At 43.2% G+C, this 22,369-nt stretch carries 21 protein-coding genes and 1 riboswitch; of the genes, 16 read left to right on the top strand and 5 right to left on the bottom strand.

Going from position 1 to position 22,369, the window contains the following annotated elements; all coding sequences use genetic code 11:
- Window positions 1–33: 33 nt before the first annotated feature.
- The 9 genes from HMPREF2917_RS07895 (at window position 34) to HMPREF2917_RS07855 (ending at window position 4,400) form a co-directional block, all read left to right on the top strand.
- The gene (locus tag HMPREF2917_RS07895) at window positions 34–324 is read left to right on the top strand and encodes a hypothetical protein (protein WP_070590289.1); all 291 of its coding nucleotides are present in this window, start codon (window positions 34–36) and stop codon (window positions 322–324) included.
- Window positions 321–662, top strand: coding sequence for a DNA-binding protein (locus tag HMPREF2917_RS07890; protein ID WP_070590069.1), 342 nt, complete (start codon window positions 321–323; stop codon window positions 660–662). The genes HMPREF2917_RS07895 and HMPREF2917_RS07890 overlap by 4 nt, the downstream gene beginning before the upstream one ends.
- Complete coding sequence (locus HMPREF2917_RS07885) at window positions 655–936, top strand: transcriptional regulator (RefSeq protein ID WP_070590066.1); 282 nt, start codon at window positions 655–657, stop codon at window positions 934–936. Before HMPREF2917_RS07890 ends, HMPREF2917_RS07885 begins: the two co-directional genes overlap by 8 nt.
- Entirely contained in the window at window positions 923–1,702 is a 780-nt protein-coding gene (locus HMPREF2917_RS07880; RefSeq protein WP_070590064.1) for a DnaD domain protein, read from the top strand. Before HMPREF2917_RS07885 ends, HMPREF2917_RS07880 begins: the two co-directional genes overlap by 14 nt.
- 15 nt (window positions 1,703–1,717) lie before the next feature.
- A complete protein-coding gene (locus HMPREF2917_RS07875) occupies window positions 1,718–2,542 on the top strand; it encodes a P-loop NTPase family protein (protein WP_070590061.1) in 825 nt (274 codons plus the stop codon).
- A gap of 175 nt (window positions 2,543–2,717) precedes the next feature.
- Window positions 2,718–2,936, top strand: a complete 219-nt coding sequence (locus HMPREF2917_RS07870) for a hypothetical protein (RefSeq protein ID WP_070590058.1) — start codon at window positions 2,718–2,720, stop codon at window positions 2,934–2,936.
- A gap of 41 nt (window positions 2,937–2,977) precedes the next feature.
- Complete coding sequence (locus tag HMPREF2917_RS07865; protein ID WP_239665215.1) at window positions 2,978–3,340, top strand: phage replication protein; 363 nt, start codon at window positions 2,978–2,980, stop codon at window positions 3,338–3,340.
- Window positions 3,341–3,588: 248 nt separating this feature from the next.
- The gene (locus HMPREF2917_RS11880) at window positions 3,589–3,936 is read left to right on the top strand and encodes a DUF1492 domain-containing protein (RefSeq protein ID WP_070590057.1); all 348 of its coding nucleotides are present in this window, start codon (window positions 3,589–3,591) and stop codon (window positions 3,934–3,936) included.
- A gap of 152 nt (window positions 3,937–4,088) precedes the next feature.
- Window positions 4,089–4,400 carry a hypothetical protein gene (locus tag HMPREF2917_RS07855; RefSeq protein WP_070590055.1) on the top strand — a complete coding sequence of 104 codons (312 nt, stop codon included), beginning with the start codon at window positions 4,089–4,091 and terminating at the stop codon, window positions 4,398–4,400.
- An 890-nt stretch (window positions 4,401–5,290) separates the two neighbouring features.
- Here HMPREF2917_RS07855 and pflB read toward each other — a convergent pair.
- Complete coding sequence (pflB, locus tag HMPREF2917_RS07850; RefSeq protein ID WP_070590051.1) at window positions 5,291–7,606, bottom strand: formate C-acetyltransferase; 2,316 nt, start codon at window positions 7,604–7,606, stop codon at window positions 5,291–5,293.
- Between the two features lie 259 nt (window positions 7,607–7,865).
- Between pflB and dinB the strand changes: the two genes are divergently transcribed.
- Window positions 7,866–8,972: a DNA polymerase IV gene (gene dinB / locus HMPREF2917_RS07845; RefSeq protein ID WP_070590048.1), complete on the top strand. Its 1,107-nt coding sequence runs from the start codon at window positions 7,866–7,868 to the stop codon at window positions 8,970–8,972.
- Between the two features lie 8 nt (window positions 8,973–8,980).
- On the opposite strand, the gene HMPREF2917_RS07840 is transcribed toward dinB, so the two are convergent.
- The 3 genes from HMPREF2917_RS07840 to rnhC form a co-directional block, all read right to left on the bottom strand.
- Window positions 8,981–11,413 carry an SF1B family DNA helicase RecD2 gene (locus tag HMPREF2917_RS07840; protein ID WP_070590045.1) on the bottom strand — a complete coding sequence of 811 codons (2,433 nt, stop codon included), beginning with the start codon at window positions 11,411–11,413 and terminating at the stop codon, window positions 8,981–8,983.
- 67 nt (window positions 11,414–11,480) lie between these two features.
- Window positions 11,481–12,131, bottom strand: a complete 651-nt coding sequence (gene lepB, locus HMPREF2917_RS07835) for a signal peptidase I (RefSeq protein ID WP_070590042.1) — start codon at window positions 12,129–12,131, stop codon at window positions 11,481–11,483.
- A gap of 3 nt (window positions 12,132–12,134) precedes the next feature.
- Entirely contained in the window at window positions 12,135–13,034 is a 900-nt protein-coding gene (rnhC, locus tag HMPREF2917_RS07830) for a ribonuclease HIII (RefSeq protein WP_070590040.1), read from the bottom strand.
- A 136-nt stretch (window positions 13,035–13,170) separates the two neighbouring features.
- Between rnhC and HMPREF2917_RS07825 the strand changes: the two genes are divergently transcribed.
- From HMPREF2917_RS07825 to HMPREF2917_RS07805, 5 genes are all read left to right on the top strand, one after another.
- A complete protein-coding gene (locus HMPREF2917_RS07825; protein WP_070506075.1) occupies window positions 13,171–13,461 on the top strand; it encodes a hypothetical protein in 291 nt (96 codons plus the stop codon).
- Between the two features lie 10 nt (window positions 13,462–13,471).
- Window positions 13,472–14,026, top strand: a complete 555-nt coding sequence (locus tag HMPREF2917_RS07820; RefSeq protein ID WP_003008795.1) for a CvpA family protein — start codon at window positions 13,472–13,474, stop codon at window positions 14,024–14,026.
- Between the two features lie 73 nt (window positions 14,027–14,099).
- Window positions 14,100–16,439 carry an endonuclease MutS2 gene (locus tag HMPREF2917_RS07815; protein WP_070590038.1) on the top strand — a complete coding sequence of 780 codons (2,340 nt, stop codon included), beginning with the start codon at window positions 14,100–14,102 and terminating at the stop codon, window positions 16,437–16,439.
- A 159-nt stretch (window positions 16,440–16,598) separates the two neighbouring features.
- The gene (locus tag HMPREF2917_RS07810; RefSeq protein ID WP_070590035.1) at window positions 16,599–18,017 is read left to right on the top strand and encodes a C69 family dipeptidase; all 1,419 of its coding nucleotides are present in this window, start codon (window positions 16,599–16,601) and stop codon (window positions 18,015–18,017) included.
- 129 nt (window positions 18,018–18,146) lie between these two features.
- A riboswitch (glycine riboswitch) is annotated at window positions 18,147–18,241 on the top strand.
- A 102-nt stretch (window positions 18,242–18,343) separates the two neighbouring features.
- Window positions 18,344–19,675, top strand: a complete 1,332-nt coding sequence (locus tag HMPREF2917_RS07805) for an alanine/glycine:cation symporter family protein (protein WP_070590033.1) — start codon at window positions 18,344–18,346, stop codon at window positions 19,673–19,675.
- Between the two features lie 53 nt (window positions 19,676–19,728).
- On the opposite strand, the gene sstT is transcribed toward HMPREF2917_RS07805, so the two are convergent.
- On the bottom strand, window positions 19,729–20,946 hold the full coding sequence (gene sstT, locus HMPREF2917_RS07800; protein ID WP_070590030.1) for a serine/threonine transporter SstT: 1,218 nt from the start codon (window positions 20,944–20,946) through the stop codon (window positions 19,729–19,731).
- 137 nt (window positions 20,947–21,083) lie between these two features.
- Here sstT and HMPREF2917_RS07795 point away from each other — a divergent pair, with 137 nt between their 5' ends.
- The gene (locus HMPREF2917_RS07795) at window positions 21,084–21,932 is read left to right on the top strand and encodes a mechanosensitive ion channel family protein (RefSeq protein ID WP_003008782.1); all 849 of its coding nucleotides are present in this window, start codon (window positions 21,084–21,086) and stop codon (window positions 21,930–21,932) included.
- The last annotated feature ends 437 nt before the right edge of the window (window positions 21,933–22,369 follow it).

Here is a 22,369-nt window from a genome sequence, read left to right as displayed (position 1 = left end):
GTTAAGGCTATGACAGTAAAGGAGTTAAATAACATGAATGAACAAGGTTCAAGCAGTGTCCTGAAATTGTATCCTAACCCTGAAAAAATGCCAGACAATCCATATTTTACTAAAGAGATTTTTCTAAATATGTGTTTGAGTGATGTAAAAAAATTAGCAGTAACCGGAGGCTTATTATCTTTTACACAGATAGATCATCAGGCAAAGGATATTATCCAAAGCACTATAGATACAATCATAGAAAATCAAGAAACTATACTTTATGGCGTAATGAGTGGGCAAATAACCTTTGTAAATAAAGCTGGTAAGGGGGAAAATGAATGAGTCTAACCGTAAATGACAAGCGAGTATTAAAATTAATAAAAGTAGGGTCTGAGAACTCAATTACAGGGGCAGAAATCAGCCTAATTACCAAGTTATCAGAAAGAACAGTACAGGATATTATCAGCCGTCTGATCACGCGCTATAGCATTCCTATCGTTGGTGTACGTAATGGAGCTTTTAGAGGGTATTTTATCCCAGCCAATCAGGAAGAGCTATTGGACGGTGCAAAGGCCTTCTATAACCAAGTACAAGAGGAGCAGAAGCGTCTAACTGTCCTTTTAAATGCTGATTTAAAGAGCTATAAGCCATTACTGAAAGGAGATAATGAATATGTTTAGTCTCAGTAAAGAGAGCGAGCAAGAGCTAGCTCATGGCGTTTTAGATCTTGTTGAGAATTACTTGGGGGCGCGTGATACAATCAAACCACGTTTAACGGGTTTGATCTCAGCTCAGGTAGCTATGGAAGAATTGGATATAAAATATAAGACACTCCAAAGGTGGGAGAGTGCAGGGCTAAGACGCTACCAGCCCCCACTAGAAGATACTAGGAAGATCTATTATAGAGTTTCTGACATTTGTAAGTTTTTGGGGGTGGAAAATGGCAAAGACTAAAATCTATTTTTGGCTAAAAGTTGATAAAAAGTTTTTTGACAATATTTTTATCAAACGGCTTAAAAACACGCCAGGCGGTTATACTATGACAGTGATATATATCCGCTTAATGCTGGAAAGTTTAGAAAGTGACTGTATTCTGTACTATGAGGGGTACTTTAATGAACTGACTGAAGAATTGGCTTTAAAGTTAGATGTGTCCGAAGATGATATCCAAATGACTATGGCCTATTTTACAAAATGCGGTCTGATCCAAGTAGATGGAGATAAAAACGCTGAACTACTCCAAGCCAAAGCAATGATAGAAAGTGAAACAAACTGGGCGGGTTATAAAAGAGAACAGAGAAAACAAGCTAAATTGGACACTGTCCAAAATAAAAGGAAAAAATCCAACTCGCGTCCAATAGAGATAGAGAAAGAGATAGAGAAAGAGATAGAGTTAGAAGAAGAGATAGATAAAAAAACCTCTGCTACTGAAATTTCTAGTTACTACCAAAATCGCATAGGGATTATAGACGGACAACAGTACCAGATATTGATCGACTATCTCACTCTTGACGGTATGGAGCTAGAGGTTGTCAAGACTGCCATAGATAAGGCGGCAGATAACAGCAAGCGATCTTTTAGCTATATCAATTCAATACTCAAGAACTGGAGAAATAACGGTATTAGAACCATGGTACAAGTCGAAGACGAACAGAGACAGTTTCAGAAAAAGAAACAAGGTCAGTCTGACGATGATATTCAAGATCCGTTTACCTACTGACAGAGAGGGGAAGGAATGAAATTACTGAATGCAGACCAGCTCAATGAAAAAATAAAGGTCACTGATGAGTTCTGTCCAACTCATCAGATTAACCTTGTACAATTTAAAAAGCCAGATGGTTATACATCTCCCTACTGCATGGAATGTACTAGGGAGGATATTAAAAAGACAGAGATAGAGGGCATAGAAAAAGCCTTAGGGCATAATCTGGACTATTCAACCTATGATGTGCTAGCGCGTGAAAGTACGGTGTCAAATGAGCTGAGAGAGGCCTCTTTTAGCACTTTCAAAGTAGAGACAAAAGAGGAACACGAGGCCAAGGAGTTCGCTATCAATCAAGCTAAACAATACCTAGACGGTATGAAAGGAAATACGCTGTTTATGGGCGATTCTGGGACGGGGAAAAGTCATTTGACTTATTCCATGGCCAGAGCTTTAAACGAGGGTTATAAGGCCAAGGGAGAGCCTAAGAGCGTGTTATTTGTCAGCATATCAGAGATAGTCACTCGTATTCAATCTGGTTGGCAATATAAAAATAGCGATTTTACAGAGCATGACGCTGTAAAGCTATTAACAGAGGTTGACTTCCTTTTCATTGATGATTTAGGAACAGAAAGCACAATGAACAGTCAGAAGATCGAAGCAAATAACTGGATTCAAACTTTCCTTTTCAAAGTCTTTGACAAACGAGAAACAACAATCATCAATACTAACCATAACGGGCAAGAGTTGGCGAGGATATATAATAAAAAGCTAGTCAGTCGAATAGGTAAACAGTCAGAGGGAAATGTATTCAAAATGACAGGCATTAAAGATAAGAGAATGAAACGCAACTTCTAAAAGCAGTCAAAGCAGGAGTTAATAAATCGAGCTTATCCCAAAAATGAAGAATAGCAAGAAATACTACAAACTGGGTATAAATGACACCGTAAAATAGGAATATAAACAATAGGCGGTCTCTTAGATCTTTAGATCTTTGGTGATCGCCTTAGTTTGTAAAAAAGAGGTGCAGAAAATGGATCTATCAAAGAGATTGAAACGACTGGAAACCATACAGCGAGATAAAAACAAGCATACAACTATTGAGGTATGGCTGGGAGAGTGGGACGAAAAAGAAAATGAATATCCAAAAAGTTTAAGATCGCATGATAAGACAATAGTTTTTAAAAATGAGAATGAATTTAAAGAATGGATAAACTCAAATGACGTTATAAAAGTAACAGGCGAAGAATAATCTAAATTTTGAATTGATAGGAGGTGTTAAATATTACAAACTTGAAACCAAAACAAGAGTTGTTCTTGATAGCACTTGTGAGTGAGCCTACTATGGATAAGGCGATAGAAAGAGCAGGAATAACAAAGAAAACCGCTTATAGGTATTTGAAGAATAAAGATTTTTCTGCAGAATACTCACGATTAAGACAGGAAATGCTCAAACGTTCTACAAGTATGCTATTACAAGCGAGCGGGAGGGCTGTAGAGGTTTTGTATGAAGTAGCAGATAATACAAAAGCAAGCCCATACGCAAGGGTACAGGCTTGTAAAACGATTCTGGAGATGGCATACAAGGGCATGGAGATAGAAGATCTTAAAACACGTATAGAAGCTCTAGAACTTGAAATAAACAAAGGGTATTAAAAACTGATTCTATGAGACAAAGCAAGTATCATAGACGCTATCGAAAGTTTATAAAATACGCTAGAAAAGGTGATAGTCTCTGGTTATCTGGGATAGCTAAAATTTAATAGCTTGTTTTAGTAGTCTAGGTTTGAACCACGAGCGAACCACGAGAATTGGTTGAGATAGGAGATGAAACATGAATGCAAAACAGCGATTAAATCGCTTGAAAAAACTATGAGACAGACGTAGAAACGTTAAATAATAAATTGATAGCGTTAAAGTCATCAGTTCTAAAAGGACAAGTTCTTTCCCATGATCCAATAAGGACAAAGAGAGGGAATAAAACGGAAGAATTAAATGTCAGTATAATCGATAAATCGGATCAGATCTATCAAAAACTTGAGCAGTTACTAGATGAGCGAACAGAAACAGTAGAAGCGATTGAGAGGCTGAGAGATCCACTAGAGAAACTTGTATTAAGGTATTTCTATATTCATGGTTATTCAAGGGAAAGAACAGCACGAACGCTAGACCGTTCAGCGAGCACTATCAGCCGTGTTAAAAGTAGCGCAATTCGTAATTTAGAGGCTATTTTAGCCCCTGTTGTTAAATAACGGGGCTATACTTCATTCAGAAAGAGGACGCGCCCTATTTTGTACGAAAAATTCCCTTTTTGGAGAAACAAAAATCTATCAAAAATGATATAATTACACTGTGAAACACCATTACCTCTTCTATTTATCTTGTTGTGAAAGAAGGTTACAAATTGTTCGAGTTAAATAAAATCATAGGTATAGACGACAGTCGTAACAACATTCTAGTTACACTAACAGACGGCCGTTGCGCTCTAGTTGATAAAGAGAGAAAATGTTTTGTTGTTGAAATCCTTTTAGATTCTTTTTATAAGTGGTTGAGCTTTTCGGATAACTACATTGAGGAAGATGTTGATAATGTAAAAAGTATTTTAGCTAACCCTCAAGGAGTTGGTTATGGTCCACTTGCTGAAAGCTATATATCCGACACGAAAGTGAAGCAAGAATTTGACAAAATAAAAAAAGAAATCGGCTATGAATATTAAGCACCTAGAGAAATCTGAGTGCTTTTTCTTTTCTTTTACGAATAATAAAGCAGGGGGGTGATATGGTCTAATTTATATAGACATGAAAAAACGGTCAAGATATGCTATAATTTAACTATGTGGTAGGCGGTCGAGCACCCATTGGTGCGCGGTTGTCTACCATTTTTTGATATGGTATATCAAAAGCACGCGCCTTTTTGTGTTAAAAATTCTTTTAAAGACTTTTAAAATGTGAAAAGTGTATAAAATATGATATAATTCAAGTAGGTGGTAGGCCTTCGAGTACCCATTGGTACGCGGACGCCTACCATTTTTCAAGATAAAAAAAGCACCTTGTGAGGGTGCTAGATCTTGCCTGCTGAACTCATAAATGATTGACCCCTTGAGGGTCGTTTTTTTTGTTCAGTGATTTATGGAGTATGAATGGAAGTCTAAGGATATTAAATGAGCCTTTAAAAATCGAAAAACATTATTAAATCAAGGGTTACAGACTCTTAATGTACTCTAATAAATGTTTTAAGAAATAAAGAACTAAAATCTGACAATTCTAGTTTGTTTCTTATCCTTTCTGAATTCGTTTAGAATAGCTATTGTTTAGGTTTATCATTCGTTAACTCGGGTGGTGGTGCTGCACGGTGCTATCCTGGACGAGAAGGGTTGCTAAAAAGATCAGTGCAATCAGGATAAAGAGCCAAATAATAGCGAAAATAAATGTTAAAAACATAGGATCACCCCTTCTAACTTATTTACAGCTCTACTATAACACTTGGAGAAAGCGCTGTCAAACCCTATATGGTAGGCTCTTAAACTCTTTCAAAATTCAGAATACTCTTGCGATGGGGATGAAAAAACCAGCCGTTTCCGACTGGTTTTTAAGACCTATTTGAATCTTAGCTCAATGCATCATCCATTGAAAGAACTTCGTGGAAGACACGTTGTGTCAATTCAGTTTTTTGTTCTGGAGTGAGGTATTTAGTGTTTACACAGTATCCAGAGATACGTACGATTACGTCTTCACCTGACATGATCTTTTCGTAAACATCGTTCAAGTCCATAACGTTCAAGTTAACGTGTTGTCCACCGTTTTCGAAGTAACCATCAAGGATTGTTACCAAGTTATCAACTTGTTCGTCACGAGTTTTACCAAGAGCGCGAGGTGATACTTGAGTTGTCAATGAGATACCATCAGCTGCATAACCAAAGTCAAGGCTAGCAAGTGAGTTCAAGTTTTGCAACCATCCACCTTTAGCTTTGTTAGATGGGTTAGCACCTGGTGAGAAGAATTCAAGTTTAGACAAGTTCACAGAACCATCTTCGTTGAGGTATACACCTTTGTGGACTGGTGAGTTACCAGTTTGTTTAGAGTATGCAACGTTAGAAGTGATGGTAAGAAGTGAAACAGTTGCTTCAGCGTTCTTGTAAAGTTTGTGGCTGCGAAGACGAGTAGTGTAAGCTTCGATCAACCATTCTGCCAATTCGTTAGAACGTGGGTCATCTTCACCCCAACGTGGGTATTCACCGATTGTTTCGTAATCGTAGATGTAGCCATCTTCGTCACGGATTGGTTTAACAGTAGCGTATTTGATTGCTGACAAAGTATCAACAGTGTTAGCGAATCCACAGATACCGAATCCCATGTTAGCGCGTTGGTGAGTTGGCAAGAAGGCCATTTGAACAGCTTCGTAGTTGTACTTATCAGTCATGTAGTGGATGATGTTCAAAGCATCTACGTAAGTGTCTGTCAACCAGTCAAGAGATTTTTCGAAGTTTGCTTTAACAGATTCGAATTCAAGAACTTCGTCACGGATAGGATCGATGTCAAATACTTTGTAGTCTTTATGAACGTCGTCGTAACCACCGTTCAAACCAGTAAGAAGAGCTTTAAGCACGTTTACACGAGCACCGAAGTACTGAATGTTGTGGCGTTGTTCTTCATTTTCTGGGTCAAGTGGAGATACACAACATGAGATACAGCTCATTTCACCGTATCCGTCTTTAGCCATAGTAGTTACACCTTCGTATTGGATAGAAGAGTGTTTGTGGCTCATGTGCATACAGTAGCGACGGAAGCTGTATGGCAATTTGTCAGTCCAAAGAACTGTCAAGTTTGGTTCTGGAGAGTTACCGATGTTGTCCAAAGTGTTCAAGAAACGGAAGTCCATCTTAGTAACACGGTGACGTCCGTCGTTACCCATACCAGCCATAGAAGTTGTGATGAAGGTTGGGTCACCTGAGTACAATTGGTCGTAAGCTTTTGTACGAGCAAATTTAACAGTACGCAATTTCATAACGAAATCGTCAACGAATTCTTGGATTTCAGATTCAGTGTAAGTACCACGAGCCAAGTCACGTTCAGCGTAGATATCCAAAACGATTGGCACACGTCCAAGAGAAGTAGCAGCACCGTTGATCACACGGCAGACAGCCATGAAGGCGATGTTTGTCCATTGGATTGCTTCTTTTGTATCGAAGGCAGGACGACGTACGTCTACACCATAAAGGTCACCCAATTTAACAACTTCTTGAAGCGCTTGGTATTGAAGGTTTACTTCTTCACGAAGACGGATTGTTTCTTCATCGATTTCAGTAATCGCGTTCCAGTCGTTTGCTTTTTCAGCCATCAAGTAGTCAGCTCCATAAAGGGCCAAACGAGCATAAACCCCGATGATACGTCCACGTGAGTATGCATCTGGAAGACCAGTTACTGTGTGAGCGTGACGAGCACGACGGATGTTAGAAGTGTAAGCGCGGAAGATACCATCGTTTACAGTTGTAACGTATTTTGTGAAGATTTCATGAACTGCTGGATCTGGTTCGTATCCATTTTCTTTCAAAGTAGTTTCCGCCATACGAATACCACCACGAGGCATGAAGTTCAATTTGAACAATTCATCATTTTGGATACCGAAGATGACTTCGTTTTCTTTGTCGATATATCCAGCTGCGATATCAGCGATAGATGTTGGACGGTTATCGTATGGGAAACGAGTTTCTTCGTAATGAGCTTTTGTTTCTTCAACAATCTTCTTGATGTGAAGAGAACGTTCAGTTGGACCAGCTAGGAAGCTTTCATCTCCATCATAAGGTGTGTAGTTAGCTTGAACGAAGCGAGAAACGCTTGCTTTTTCTTTCCAATCTTCACCTTTGAAGCCTTCCCAGGCTTTGTCAAAAATATCTTGTGCTTCAACGACTGTTTTAACAACCATTTTTATTTTCCTCTATTGTCTTTCTAGCAACTATATCTGTTGCACTTACAATAGTAGTATACCATACAGAAATCGGTTACACAAAGACAAATTGCGAAAAATAGCAGATTCTTTTATAATACAGTTTCAATTCTTCTGTGATACTGTACTACATTTTTGAAAATGAACACGAATTTCCATCAATTTTCATGTTTTTAGGAAGGGCCGATTTTTGCAATTCCAAAATTTTATTTTTATAATAGAAAAAGGAGGGTGAAAAATGCTGATATTTCCATTAGTGAACGATACAAGTCGTAAGATCATTCATATTGATATGGATGCATTTTTTGCTGCTGTCGAAGAAAGAGACAATCCTAGTTTGAAAGGACAACCGCTTGTCATTGGCCAGGACCCTCGACAGTCAGGGGGAAGAGGGGTGGTCTCGACCTGCAACTATGAGGCTCGAAAATACGGGATCCACTCGGCTATGAGCTCCAAAGAAGCGTTGGAGCTCTGCCCAAAAGCGATCTTTATTTCTGGGAATTATGAAAAATACCGAGAAGTGGGTGAGCAGGTTCGTGAGATTTTTAGGCGGTATACGGATCTCATCGAGCCCGTGAGTATTGATGAAGCCTATCTAGATGTGACGGAAAATAAAATCCAGAGCAAATCAGCTGTCAAAATCGCTCGCTTGATTCAGCATGCGATCTGGGAAGAGCTCCATCTCACAGCTTCAGCGGGTGTCTCTTATAATAAGTTTTTGGCCAAGATGGCAAGTGACTACCAAAAACCCCGTGGCCTAACGGTGGTCTTGCCGGAGGATGCTGAGGATTTCCTGAGCCAGATGGACATTGCCAAATTTCACGGGGTAGGAAAGAAGACAGTGGAGCGGCTGCATGAGATGGGGGTCTATACTGGTGCGGATCTTTTAGCCATCCCGGAGATGACCTTGATCGATCGGTTTGGACGCTTTGGCTATGATCTCTTTCGTAAGGCGCGAGGGATTCACAATAGCCCTGTCAAGAGCCATCGGATCCGCAAGTCGATCGGAAAAGAGCGGACCTACCGCAAGCTCCTCTATGCTGAAGATGATATTGTAGAAGAAATTGCAAATCTGTCCAGTAAGGTGGCCCAATCGCTGGAAAAACATGGCAAGCAAGGCAAGACCTTGGTCTTAAAAGTGCGCTATGGAGATTTCACCACCCTGACCAAGCGAATGACATTAACAGAGCCAACACGAGATGCTGAGCGGATCAATCGTTCTGCTCGCCAAATTTTTCAAGAAATCGAATCGACAAATACTGGAATCCGCCTCTTGGGTGTCACCATGACCAATTTCGTGGATCATACCGAGTTGCCTTTGGTGGAAGAAAAAGAAAACGACTAGTTTGTTCACTAGTCGTATTTTTTGATGTCAAAAAAGGCTGCAATTTCTTCTTCAGTCAGTCCGATCATAGGAGAGATGGTGTGGAGATTGTCTTCTGTCAGTCGATAGACAGTCGGTTCATCAGACTCAGCCTTCCTTTCAACAGTTTCTTCCTTGATTCGTGTAGACTCGACTGTAGCAGAAGACGTGGTAACGGCTGAAGAAGAGTCTTTGGTGACCTCGCTTCCATCCAGGTTCTTGAAACGCTCCACCAAGTAGGTCTTGCGCGCAGTACCGGTATTTTTAGTGGCGTAATCAAAGGCGCTGTATTCCCCTAAGAGGATCAGTTTGCTCTTAGAGCGCGTGATGGCAGTATAGATCAAATTACGCTGCAACATCCGGTGGCTTTGATTGGTAATGGGTAGAATCACTACAGGAAACTCGCTTCCTTGCGATTTGTGAATACTCATCGCATAGGCTAAGCGAATCTTGTACCATTCATTGCGCGGGTAGACGATTTCATTGCCATCAAATTGGATGGTCAATTCATCTTGCTTGGATTCCGTATATTTTCCTGGGAGAAGATCGGTGATGTAGCCGATATCTCCGTTAAAGACATTGCTTTCTGCATCATTGACCAGATGGATGACCTTATCTCCGTCACGGTATTGGCAGTCTGGCGTGTCAAAAACGACCTGATCTTTGACAGCTGGATTGAGAAGGTCTTGCATGAGCGTATTGATATTGTCAATGCCGGCCTGGCCCTTGTACATGGGTGCCAAGACTTGGATATCTCGAGCAGGGATCTGACTACGAAGGGCAGCAGAAGTGATTTGTTCGATCATCTTAGGGATGTGTTCGCTTCCGGCTTCGAAATAAGAGCGGTCAGCTTTTCGTTCTGTGAAATCTTGAGGAAGCTTGCCTTGGCGAATGTCTCCTGCTAGTGAGACAATGGTCGAGTCCTCACTCTGACGGAAAATATGTTCGAGTTTGGTCTGAGGGATGCTTGGGATCTGCAAGAGATCAGCCAAGACCTGACCAGGGCTGACGGAAGGTAATTGGTCGGCATCTCCCACAATCAAGAGTTTGGTATCTGTTGCGATGTTGCTGAGTAATTGATTAGCCAGCCAGGTATCAACCATGGAAAATTCGTCCACAATGATGAAGTCTGCATCCAGATAGTCCTCTAAGTGGCTGGTGTCATCATCTCCTGTCATCCCCAAATGGCGGTGGATGGTGGCGCTCGGAAGTCCTGTCAGCTCATTCATGCGTCTAGCTGCCCGTCCTGTTGGGGCAGCCAAGAGGATTGGCAGGTCTTGTTTTTTCCGAAGGTCCAGCTGGTGGAGTTGGGCATAGACGCTGATCATCCCATTGATAACGGTAGTCTTTCCTGTCCCCGGTCCCCCGGTGAGGATAAAGACCTTATTTTGGATAGCTTGGTGAATGGCCTCTTTTTGAATGGCATCGTAGCGAATCCCCAAATCTTTTTCAACCGCCTCAATCGCCTGGTTGATTTTCTCAGGGTCAAATGAAGTCGACTTTCCTTTTTCCAATAATCGACCGATATGACTACGAATCCCTTCCTCCGCAAAGAAGAGGCTGTTGTCAAAGATCTTGGTGTCCACGTTTTGGACCTTGTCTTCCTCGATGAGGCGTCCTAATTCTTGGGCGACAGTGGAAGGATCCAATTCTATTGGACGAGCGGATTCTAACAGGTCAATGGTATAGCGCAGGAGGTCCTTGGCTTCGATGTAGGTATTTCCAGTCTCGATAGAGTAGCTAAAAAGGCTGTGGATCAGGCCCGCGCGGAAACGCTCAGGGGCGTCACTTGCAATCCCCAATTCTTCGGCTAGTTGGTCCGCGATTTTAAAGCCCATGCCTTGGATATCTTCCACCAATCGATAGGGCTGTTGCTCCACGATCTGGAGGGTTTCTTCATTATAAAAATCTTGGATCTGAAAGGCCAATTTATTGGGAATGCCATAGTTGGCTAGTTGGGCGAGAATGCGCTCCGTTCCGTAATTCTGACGGAGTTTTTCCACAAAAGCCAGGCGATTTTTCTTGGAGAGACCTGTGATTTCTTCTAATTTTTCAGGGGCCTCCAAAATTTTGTCAATGGTATCGTCCCCATAGAGGTCCACGATTTTTTGGGCTGTTTTGAGACCAATTCCTTTAAAGTGATCGCTGGAAAAATATTTCACCAAGCCCTTGCTAGAGGGTTTGGCACGTTCATAGCGACTGATTTTGAGCTGCTCTCCGTATTTAGGATGATGGACCAGCTCCCCCCAGAAGGTGTAGTCTTCGCCTTCCATGATATCTGCCATGGTTCCTGTCACAATAATCTCAAAATCATCAAAGTCTTCGGCATCGGTATCGCTGATGTCGAGCAAGAGGATTCGAAAAAAACTGCTAGGGTTTTCAAAAATAATGCGCTCAATAGTACCAGAAAAATAATATTCCATCATTTCTTTCCTTTTTATAAAGCAAGGCTGGGACATACTTGTCTCAGCCTCAGTTTGTTAATCTATACTAATAAGTTTTGAAAGGGTAGATCGGCCATAGTCTAAAGACGGCTTGCCCTTTGATTTGTTCTTTCTTGAAAGCTCCGACCTGACGGCTATCTTTTGAAACGATCCGGTCATCTCCAAGTAGGAGGTATTCATCGTCGAGTAACTTCAAGGTAAATTTAGGATTGCCATCCTTGTCTACTGTAAAAGCTTGGGCTGTATTGGCCAATTGACGGAAGAGTTCTCCGTTTTCTTCGAACCCTTTTCCAGTGTAGGTCGATTGCAATTTATCTTTTTTGAAACGAGCGATGTAGTCTTTCAAATAAGGCTCATTGGTCTTTTTCCCATTGATGTAAAGGGTGTCGTTGTCGTATTGGATAGTATCTCCAGGAAGACCGATGACCCGCTTGACGATGTCCTTGGTTTTGCCGTCATCGTCTTTTTCACTGGCAACGACAATGTCGAAACGATCAATCGAGAGGTGGTTGACCACAAGGAGGTACTCGCTATCAGCCAGGGTCGGATCCATCGAATGGCCATCCACCTTGACCGGAGCCCAGAGGTAAATGCGAGAGGCAATGATGAGACCAACGATGATGCTGAAGAGGCCCCATTCTTTAAGGAATCTCACCACTGGTGAGCTAGATGACTGTTTTGAACTTCTTTTTGACATAACTTATCTTTCTAGTAATTTCTTTGCTTTTTCTGTGTTTTTAAAATGGAGTTTGGCACAATAATCCAGAGCTTTCATCCCGTAGGTCTGGAGCAATTTAGCAGCGACTTGGTCAGACTTCGTCCCTGCTCCACTAGGGAGATTAAAGCCCAGTTCCTTGCCCAGATCTTCCAGATTTTGAAGGAAGAGATTGCGGGCGATGATGGAACTAACTGCAACAGCTAAATACTTACCTTCTGCTTTTTCTTCCAACTCAATGGCTTGGGTGACCTGATTTTTTTCAGCTTTCACATATTTTTGGTAGTTTTTAGCCGTCGTAAAGGCATCGATCACAATTCGCTCTGCTTGGACTCCTTTATTTAATAGAAGATAGATGGCCTGGTTGTGCAGGGCCACTTTGACCGAAACAGCATTATAGCCAGAAGCAATGACTTCATTGTACTTCTTTGGAGACAATAAGAGTGCTTGGTGCTGGATGTTTTCCTCAAGGAGAGGAGCCAATTGCTGAATTTTTCGATCATCCAAGGTCTTTGAATCCCCAACACCGAGCTTTTTGAGCCAGTCGTGCTGGTCAGGTGTGACAAAGGATGCAACGACGGTGAGTCCACCAAAATAAGAGCCGTTTCCGACCTCGTCGGTTCCGATCATGGCTAGATCTTGTCCTGCAGATGAAGTAGTAGAACCTTTAGGGTTCCCAGCATCTTGCCCGAAAAAGGCCAGGTAAGGAGTAAGGTCATTGCCTTGAAGCAAGACTTTTCCAGACTTGTAGATCGAAACGGTCGCTCCCTCTAGTCGAAAGAAATAATCCATATGAGGATTCTTGCTTTGAGAGAGAGAGTTGCGATAGGTATGGACAAAATCAAGGATTTGCTCCTGTGTTGGAGTGAGTGTCATACTTTCCATAACCACTATTGTACCACAAATTCAGGGAGAGAGGGAGCAAAAAGAAAGAAAGAATCCACTGGAAAATCCCTGTGAAGAGGGGCTTTGCTACTGACAAAGCTAGCCTTTTTTGGTATAATACCGTGAGGTGATTTTTATGGCGAGCTTAAATAGATATAAATTTACATTTGGAAACAAAGCGCTCACTTTAACAACCAACCATGATAATTTGTTTATGGAAGAAGTCGAACGTGTTGCGAAAGAAAAATACCAAGCAATTAAGGAACAAATGCCAGAGGCAGATGATGAAACCATCGCGATCTTATTGGCAGTAAATAGTTTGTCCATGCAACTGAATCGCGAGATTGAGTTTGATGACAAAGAAAAAGAATTAGATGCTTTTCGTCGCAAGGCTTTAGACGACTTAAAGGATAAATCATCCAAATAAGAGGAGATACATGTTAACTTTCTTAATCTTATTGATTTTGGCATGGAGCTTTTATATTGGCTATGCAAGAGGGATTATCCTCCAGTCCTATTACTTTCTAGTGACCTTAGTGGCCCTCTTGATTGCAGGTGGCAGCTATAAGGGACTGGCCAAGGTGTTGTCTCTATGGGTTCCTTTTTCGAGTCCCACCCAGCAATCGGTGAATTATTTTTATGCCAACCGCTACCTATTTCAATTAGATGACATCTTTTATGCAGGATTAGCATATGTATTGATTTTTGCGATGGTCTACCTGATTGGTCGTGTGATTGGGATCTTTATGCACTTGGTACCTCAGCCAGAAAAATTGGAGGATCGCAAGTATCAAATTGGAGCGGGAGTGATCGCCGTCGTGATAACTCTCTTGGTCATCCAGATGGGCTTGACTGTCCTCTCAACAGTTCCCATGGCTTCCATCCAAAATAGACTCAATGCAAGTGGATTGATCCGCTTTATCATCCTTCATACCCCGATTAGTTCCAGTTTGTTCCACAACTTGTGGGTGACTGCGATTATCGGAGCTTAAGGAGCAAAAATGAAGAAAGGAGTGAGACAAGTCCGATTCAAAGAAGGACGCTCACTTTTTTTGTAGGAGAAATATGAACAAAAAAATCTTAGATATTCTGGAGTTTGACAAGGTCAAGCAACTCTTTGAACCCTATCTACAGACAGAACAAGGGGAGATGGAGCTAGCAGCCCTTACTCCAACTGATAAAAAAGAAAGCATCGAAACGGCCTTTATGGAGCTAGAAGATATGGAGCAGATCCTCTTGGAAGAGCCTCGCTTTGCCGTGTCGACCATTCAAGATGTCCGTCCAGTCGCCAAGCGTTTGGAGATGGAGGCATCCCTCAATATCGATGAATTACTAGCGCTAAAAGCCGTCCTTCGGGTGACACATGAACTCAAGGATTTCTACGACAACTTGGAAAATGTCCGTCTGGAAAGGCTCAATCGCCTCTTTGACAACTTGGTGGATCTTCCTCGCCTACAAGGTGGGCTTCAAGCTATCAACGAAGGAGGCTTTGTCGAGTCTTTTGCCAGCGAAAAATTGGCCAAAATCCGCCGTCGAATCCAGGAAAATGAACACCAGGTCAGAGAGATTCTCCAAGACCTGCTGAAAAGCAAGGCCGATATGTTGGCGGATGCTGTGATTGCTAGTCGGAATGGCCGCAATGTTCTACCCGTAAAAAACACCTATCGCAACCGGATTGCAGGGGTGGTCCACGATATCTCAGCCAGCGGGAATACCGTTTATATCGAGCCTCGAGCAGTGGTCAATCTTAATGAAGAAATTGCCAATCATCGAGCCGATGAACGGTATGAAATCATTCAGATTCTGGAGGAATTGTCTGACACCCTGCGCCCTCATGCAGCAGAGATTGCAAATAACGCTTGGATTATCGGTCACTTGGACTTGATCAAAGCCAAGTATCGCTTTATGCGCGATTGTAAGGCAGTGGTACCAGAGGTTAGTAGCAATCGCTCTATTCAGCTCTTGCAACTACGTCATCCCTTGATTGAAAATGCCGTCGCGAATGACCTGCATTTTACCGAGGACTTGACAGAAATCGTGATTACCGGTCCCAATACAGGGGGGAAAACCATCATGCTCAAAACGCTGGGACTAGCGCAAATTATGGCCCAGTCTGGTCTTCCCATCCTAGCGGATCCAGGTAGTCGTGTGGGCATCTTCTCACAGGTCTTTGCGGATATTGGAGATGAACAATCGATCGAGCAGAGCTTGTCGACCTTCTCCAGTCATATGACCAATATCGTATCTATCTTAAATCAAGTGGATACCGCCTCCTTGATCCTTCTGGATGAGTTGGGGGCTGGAACCGATCCTCAAGAGGGGGCTGGCCTTGCTATTGCTATCCTAGAAGACCTGCACTTACGCGGGATTAAGACCATGGCGACAACCCACTATCCAGAGCTCAAGGCCTACGGGATTGAGACTGCAGGAGTGCAAAATGCCAGCATGGAATTTGATACAGCGAGTCTGCGTCCGACTTATCGCTTCATGCAAGGGGTGCCTGGACGCTCCAATGCCTTTGAGATCGCTCGCCGATTGGGCTTGTCTGAGACCATTATCCAGGATGCCATGAAGATGACCAATACGGATAACGATGTCAATCAGATTATTGAAAAATTGGAGGCACAGACCTTAGAAAGTCGCAAGCGCTTGGATACCATTCAAGAGGTCGAGCAAGAAAATCTCAAATTCAATCGTGCTCTTCGAAAACTCTATAACGAACTGACCCGAGAGAGAGAAACAGAGCTCAATAAGGCGAGAGAAGAAGCCAAGGAAATTGTGGACATGGCCCTCTCAGAGAGTGACCGTATCCTTCAAGGCCTTCACGCCAAATCCCAGTTGAAACCACATGAGATCATTGAAGCCAAGGCTCAGTTGAAAAAACTCGCTCCTGAAACCGTCGACCTTTCTAAAAACAAGGTCTTGAAAAAAGCCAAAAAGGCGCGTGCTCCTAAGGTGGGAGATGAAATCTTGGTTATCAGCTATGGCCAACGCGGAACCCTGGTCAAGCAACTCAAAGATGGCCGCTGGGAGGCGCAAGTCGGCTTGATCAAGATGACCTTGGAAGAAAAAGAATTCAACCTCATCAAGGCTGAAAAAGAAGCGGCTCAACCTAAGAAACGCCAGGTGAATGTCGTCAAACGCTCGAACACGAGTGGCCCGAGAGCGCGTCTGGACCTCCGTGGGAAACGCTATGAAGAGGCCATGCAAGAGCTAGATGGCTTTATCGATCAGGCCCTGCTCAACAACATGGCTCAAGTCGATATCATCCACGGAATCGGGACGGGAGTTATCCGTGAAGGGGTGACCAAGTACCTCCGCCGCAACAAACACGTCAAGAGTTTTGAATATGCCCCCCAAAATGCAGGTGGAAGTGGCGCGACTATTGTTACGTTTAAAGGCTAATCGAAACCTAGCTGTTTATCAGCTAGGGTTTTTAAAATTTTATAAAATGAAAATATTTGAAAGTTGTTGAAAAGGATTCGCTTTTAAATCTGATTTTCAATAGGTCCTCCCTTTTAAAAGTGATATAATAGAGGCAATGAATGATTTGGGAGGATACGCATGCGTATACGTGAAAGTGCAGATTCGTGTACAACGATTCTAGTCGGAAAAAATGCTAGTTATGATGGTTCGACCATTGTAGCACGAACAGAGGATTCTCAAAATGGCGTTTTTACGCCCAAGAAATTGATCGTGGTCAAACCAGAAGATCAACCGCGTCATTACAAGTCTGTTTTATCAACTTTTGAAATCGACTTGCCAGATAATCCAGTTCGCTATACAGCGGTTCCAGATGCGATTCCTAAAGACGGGATCTGGGGAGAAGCTGGGATCAATGTCTATAATGTAGCCATGAGTGAGACAGAGACCATTACGACCAATAGCCGTGTGTTAGGGGCAGATCCTCTTGTAGAGAGTGGTATCGGTGAGGAAGATATGCTGACCTTGGTCTTGCCTTATGTCAAGACAGCCCGCGAAGGGGTCTTGCGTCTCGGAAAGATCTTGGAAGAGTATGGAACTTATGAGTCTAACGGGATTGCGATTTCAGATGTGAATGAAATCTGGTGGTTGGAGACCATCGGAGGTCACCACTGGATGGCGCGCCGTGTCCCTGATGATGCCTATGTGACCAACCCCAACCAACTGGGAAGCGATTATTTTGAATTTGGAAATCCAGATGAGTTTCTTTGTGACCCGGATCTTGAACGTTTTGTCACAGAGCACCATTTGATTCTGGATCAAGAAGGGAAAGGTTTTAATCCACGCTATGCCTTTGGTAGCCAAAAAGACAAGGACCGTCACTACAATACACCGCGGGCTTGGGCCATCCAGCGTTTCCTCAATCCTGAAATCAAGCAGGATCCACGGAGCTTTGAGATTCCTTGGTGTCAAAAACCTTATCGCAAGGTAACGATTGAAGATGTCAAATATGTCTTGAGCAACCATTACCAAGACACCATCTACGATCCTTATGGTCCTGAAGGAGATCACGTGAGTCAACGGACCTTTCGGACGATCGGGATTAACCGGACCAGCCAGACAGCGATTCTGCAATTGCGTCCCAATAAACCACAAGAAACGACAGGCATCCAATGGATTTCTTATGGCTCCATGCCTTACAATACAGCCGTTCCTTTCTTTACCCAAGTGGATACAACGCCAGACTACTTTGCCAATACGACGGCTAAGGTAACAACGGATTCCTTCTACTGGGCCAACCGGATTATTGCAGGACTAGCAGATCCTCACTATGCTCACCATGTTGGTGATTTGGACGATTACCAAGAGACGACAATGGCCTGGGGACATGCGCGCATCAATAAAGTCGATCGTGCACTTGCAGCAGGTGACACTGTTGATTTTGAGGCGGAAAACCAAGCTATGAGTGATCAAATCCAGGAAGCAACAGATCAACTCTTGGACAAGATTTTGCTCGATGCTAGCAACCTCATGACCAATCACTTCTCCTTGAGTGATTAAAAAGCGTACATTTTCAGGTAGTTTACAAGATATTTTCAGAAATGATTGACAAACTTTTGAAAATCGATTAAAATAGAGAAAATTACATACGACCGAATGAAGTTTGCAGGAGCGTGAGTGACTGTGAATGGACGGAACTCTGGAGAGACCAGAAATGGCACCGAAGGGGCAAGGTAGAGGATGCATCTACTCAAACTCTCAGGTAAAAGGACAGAGCGAAAGATAGGGGAAGTCCCCTATTTTAAGCAGGACCAGAGTACATGTTTGACATGTGCTCTTTCTTTTTCTCTTTTCTGTCGAGCGGTCGATGAAAAAGGAGACAGAAAATGGATCATGTATTGCAGTTTTTTCAACAACTCGATAATCTAGTGTGGGGCGCCCCGCTGTTGGTGCTCTTGGTAGGAACAGGGATCTACCTGACCCTTCGCTTGGGTTTACTTCAGATCCGCTACCTTCCAAAAGCTTTTCGCCTGATCTTTACAGAAGATGAGGGACACGGGGATATCTCGAGCTTCGGAGCCCTTGCGACAGCCCTAGCGGCTACTGTAGGGACGGGGAATATTGTAGGGGTGGCTACAGCGATTCAGACAGGTGGCTCAGGGGCCCTCTTTTGGATGTGGATGGCAGCCTTCTTTGGAATGGCGACCAAGTATGCAGAAGGGCTCTTAGCCATTCGTTATCGGACCAAGGATGACAATGGTCATATCTCGGGTGGTCCGATGTACTACATTCTTCACGGGATGGGAGAGAAGTGGCGACCACTGGCTATTTTCTTTGCGGTTGCAGGAGTGCTGGTAGCCCTCTTTGGGATCGGAACCATGACCCAGGTTAATTCCATTACGGGATTCCTTCAAGCCAGTTTTGGAACAGCTCCAGAAGTGGCTAGTGTAGTAATTGCTCTGGTGGTTTCAACCATCATCTTTGGAGGGATTCACTGGATTTCCAAAGTCTCTGAAAAAGTGGTTCCTTTTATGGCGGCTGCCTATATCTTTGCGACCATCACGATTATTGCCTTGCATCTGGACCAATTGCTTCCAGCCTTAAAAGCAGTCTTTTCGGGTGCTTTTACAGGGACTGCAGCCATGGGAGGTTTTGCAGGAGCAACGGTTAAAATGGCTATCCAAAAAGGGGTAGCGCGTGGAGTTTTCTCCAATGAATCTGGTCTCGGATCTGCACCCATTGCAGCAGCGGCGGCGAAGACCAATGAGCCCGTCGAGCAAGGGTTGATCTCCATGACGGGAACCTTTATTGATACCATTATCATCTGTAGTTTGACAGGACTTTCGCTCTTGGTTTCAGGTGAGTGGATGGCTAGGGGCAGCACTAGCACCCTGACTCAGGATACGTTTACAGGCGTCTTTGGCCCAGTCGGAGGCATCATTCTAACGCTATGCTTGGTGCTTTTTGCGACCACGACTATTCTTGGATGGTCTTATTACGGAGAGCGGTGTTTCGAATTCCTTTTTGGTGTCAAACATATAAACCTCTATCGGACCTTCTTTGTCTTTATGGTTGGACTGGGAGGCTTCCTTAAGCTGGACCTGGTCTGGGTGATCGCGGATATTGTGAATGGGCTGATGGCTTTGCCCAACCTGATCGCCCTCTTAGTCCTTTCCCCTGTCATCATCAAAGAAAGCAAACAATACTTTAAGAAATAAGAAAACCCAGATCGCGAGGTCTGGGTTTTCTTGTCTATGTGAGATAGGATCATTTAATAGCGTTTTTCTTTTGGCCAGTTGCTCATTTCGGCGATGGCAGTGAAGAGCACATCTGTCGAAGAGTTGAGGGCTGTTTCGCAAGAGTCTTGGATGACCCCGATGATAAAGCCGACGCTGACGACTTGCATGGCCAAATCATTGGTGATACCAAAGAGGCTACAAGCAACAGGGATGAGAAGGAGAGAACCTCCTGCAACTCCAGATGCTCCACAAGCAGAGATAGCCGCTACGACACTCAGGATGAGCGCCGTTCCAAAGTCAACCTGAATGTGTAAGGTATTGGCAGCAGCTAGCGTCAAAATATTGATCGTCACGGCTGCGCCTGCCATGTTTACAGTTGAACCAAGTGGAATGGAGACAGAATAGGTGTCTGGATTCAGCCCCAACTCTTCACAGAGACGCATATTGACAGGGATATTGGCTGCAGAACTTCTGGTGAAGAAGGCTGTTACCCCACTGACACGGAGGCATTTAAAAACAAGGGGATAAGGGTTCTTGCGGATCATGAAAAAGACGATCAATGGATTGATGACCAGGGCTACAAATGCCATGGTACCAACCAAAACAAGTAAGAGAATCCCGTAGTTACTAAGGGCACTGAGTCCTTGGCCAGCGATGGTCGTGAAGACCAAGCCTAAGATCCCAAATGGAGCTAGGTTGATAATCCACTCAACAATTTTTGAAGTGATGTCTGCTAGAGTTTGGAGGAGGTCTTTACTATGTTCACTCGCCTCTCTCATGGCAATCCCAAAGACAGTTGCCCAAGAAAGGATTCCAATGTAGTTGGCTTGCTGCAAGGCATTGACCGGGTTGTCGACGATCTTGAGCAAGAGGTTACTAATCACTTCGCCAATCCCGTTTGGAGAGGATCCTTCAGCGGCCTTTCCAGTCAGGGTAATGGTGATCGGGAAGATGTAATTGACCAAAACAGCAACAAAGGCAGCAGCAAAGGTTCCTAGAAGATAGAGGACGATGACTTTTTTCATATTAGTCTCTGTCCCTTTTTGGTGTTGGGAGAGGGCATTTGCGACGAGCGCAAAGACCAGAAGGGGTGCGATCGCACGGAGCCCCCCAACAAAGAACTCTCCTAAGAGTCCAATGCCAGTTGCTTTCGGAAAGAGAAGTGCTAGGATGACTCCAAGTACAATCCCGATTGCGATCCTTTTCATAAGGTTGGTTTTATTCCAAGTGGTAATCAGTCGATGAATCATGTAGGACCTCCTTAAAAAATAATTAAGGAATATCATACGATAGTGAGGGGGGAAAAGTAATGAAATTTTTAAAAAATAGCCTTATTTCCGAATATTTGATATAATCATACTATTCTTTGGTAGAAAGGCCCGAATAAATGAGTCAAGCTTTCCAACGTTATTTCAGTAAAATAGACTGGACGAAGATTTTTGATGATCTGATCTCAAAATGTATCTCTCTGATTTTTGTCTTTCTCTTATTTTTTATCGCTAAAAAGGTCATCCATAGCCTGGTTAAGCGGATATTAACCCCTTCCTTTAAGTATACGGTGCAGGATGAAGCCCGTAAAAATACGATTCTCCGTTTGGTTGAGAGCCTCTTAAACTATTGTTTGTATTTCATCTTGATCTACTGGATTTTGTCGATTCTGGGTCTTCCAGTCTCTAGTCTCTTGGCTGGTGCTGGGATTGCTGGGGTGGCGATTGGGATGGGAGCCCAGGGTTTTCTTTCCGATTTGGTCAATGGTTTCTTCATCCTTTTAGAACGCCAGCTGGACGTGGGAGACAATGTTCGTCTCACGAATGGGTCTATTAATATTGCCGGAATCGTCAGTAGTGTCGGGATTCGCACGACCCAGGTGCGGGATTTTGATGGAACTCTCCACTTTGTTCCGAATCGCAATATTACCGTCGTCAGCAATCTCTCACGTGGCGATATGCGCGTGCTAATCGATATTCCACTAGATGCAAATACCGATCTCGACAAGATTTATCAGGTGATTGCTCAGGTCAATCAGTCTGAACAAGATAAACACCCAGAGGTGTTGACAGGTCCTACGATTTTAGGCCCACAGATTGAAAAAAATGGCCGTTATTCCTTCCGCATTGCGATGACTGCGCAAAATGGAACCCAGACGACTGTCTATCATACCTACTATAAACTCTACCATGATGCCTTGATGGAAGCAGGGATTAGCCTACCGACAGGAAAGAACGGGATCATGTAATAAGAAAAGCTCAGAAATTAGAATGTAGACAAGGTCCTCTTAGAAACTTTCCTTAGGTGAGAACGGACGTCAGCGAACTTCGATGAAGTTCCATGACTAAATCAAGATACAAAGGGCGTCTGCGGATAAAGTCAAAATAGGAAGTTTGACGCAGAATCTTTCGATTCTAGGAGGACTTATCTTTTTGACACAATCCGCAGCCCGTGTTCAATTCGTTTTGAACCCCTTCGCTTTTTAATTTTTAGGCTCAGGCTAAAACAGTTCCCCGAACTGTTTTACTCTCAAAACTCCTGAGTGCCTGAAACGTTATTGTTTCAGGCACTTTTCTCACAGCGGAAAGTTTAAGTAGACGATTGAATCATTCTATCGAATAAATTAATTTATGAACCAATTTTTTATATTTTTTAACAGAAAAAAGAGGCTGGGACAAAAGTCCT

The sequence above is a fragment of the Streptococcus sp. HMSC061E03 genome (genome assembly GCF_001813505.1).
Lineage (GTDB): Bacteria > Bacillota > Bacilli > Lactobacillales > Streptococcaceae > Streptococcus.
Note: the sequence above shows the minus strand (reverse complement) of the source record. Positions and strands in the feature narration are given on the sequence as shown.

Excerpts from the sequence above, each read along its gene's own strand:
- HMPREF2917_RS07895 (WP_070590289.1), top strand. The coding sequence starts at position 34 with ATGAATGAACAAGGTTCAAGCAGTGTCCTGAAATTGTATCCTAACCCT.
- HMPREF2917_RS07890 (WP_070590069.1), top strand. The coding sequence starts at position 321 with ATGAGTCTAACCGTAAATGACAAGCGAGTATTAAAATTAATAAAAGTA.
- HMPREF2917_RS07885 (WP_070590066.1), top strand. The coding sequence starts at position 655 with ATGTTTAGTCTCAGTAAAGAGAGCGAGCAAGAGCTAGCTCATGGCGTT.
- HMPREF2917_RS07880 (WP_070590064.1), top strand. The coding sequence starts at position 923 with ATGGCAAAGACTAAAATCTATTTTTGGCTAAAAGTTGATAAAAAGTTT.
- HMPREF2917_RS07875 (WP_070590061.1), top strand. The coding sequence starts at position 1,718 with ATGAAATTACTGAATGCAGACCAGCTCAATGAAAAAATAAAGGTCACT.
- HMPREF2917_RS07870 (WP_070590058.1), top strand. The coding sequence starts at position 2,718 with ATGGATCTATCAAAGAGATTGAAACGACTGGAAACCATACAGCGAGAT.
- pflB (WP_070590051.1), bottom strand. The coding sequence starts at position 7,606 with ATGGTTGTTAAAACAGTCGTTGAAGCACAAGATATTTTTGACAAAGCC.
- dinB (WP_070590048.1), top strand. The coding sequence starts at position 7,866 with ATGCTGATATTTCCATTAGTGAACGATACAAGTCGTAAGATCATTCAT.
- HMPREF2917_RS07840 (WP_070590045.1), bottom strand. The coding sequence starts at position 11,413 with ATGGAATATTATTTTTCTGGTACTATTGAGCGCATTATTTTTGAAAAC.
- lepB (WP_070590042.1), bottom strand. The coding sequence starts at position 12,131 with ATGTCAAAAAGAAGTTCAAAACAGTCATCTAGCTCACCAGTGGTGAGA.
- rnhC (WP_070590040.1), bottom strand. The coding sequence starts at position 13,034 with ATGGAAAGTATGACACTCACTCCAACACAGGAGCAAATCCTTGATTTT.
- HMPREF2917_RS07825 (WP_070506075.1), top strand. The coding sequence starts at position 13,171 with ATGGCGAGCTTAAATAGATATAAATTTACATTTGGAAACAAAGCGCTC.
- HMPREF2917_RS07820 (WP_003008795.1), top strand. The coding sequence starts at position 13,472 with ATGTTAACTTTCTTAATCTTATTGATTTTGGCATGGAGCTTTTATATT.
- HMPREF2917_RS07815 (WP_070590038.1), top strand. The coding sequence starts at position 14,100 with ATGAACAAAAAAATCTTAGATATTCTGGAGTTTGACAAGGTCAAGCAA.
- HMPREF2917_RS07810 (WP_070590035.1), top strand. The coding sequence starts at position 16,599 with ATGCGTATACGTGAAAGTGCAGATTCGTGTACAACGATTCTAGTCGGA.
- HMPREF2917_RS07805 (WP_070590033.1), top strand. The coding sequence starts at position 18,344 with ATGGATCATGTATTGCAGTTTTTTCAACAACTCGATAATCTAGTGTGG.
- sstT (WP_070590030.1), bottom strand. The coding sequence starts at position 20,946 with ATGATTCATCGACTGATTACCACTTGGAATAAAACCAACCTTATGAAA.
- HMPREF2917_RS07795 (WP_003008782.1), top strand. The coding sequence starts at position 21,084 with ATGAGTCAAGCTTTCCAACGTTATTTCAGTAAAATAGACTGGACGAAG.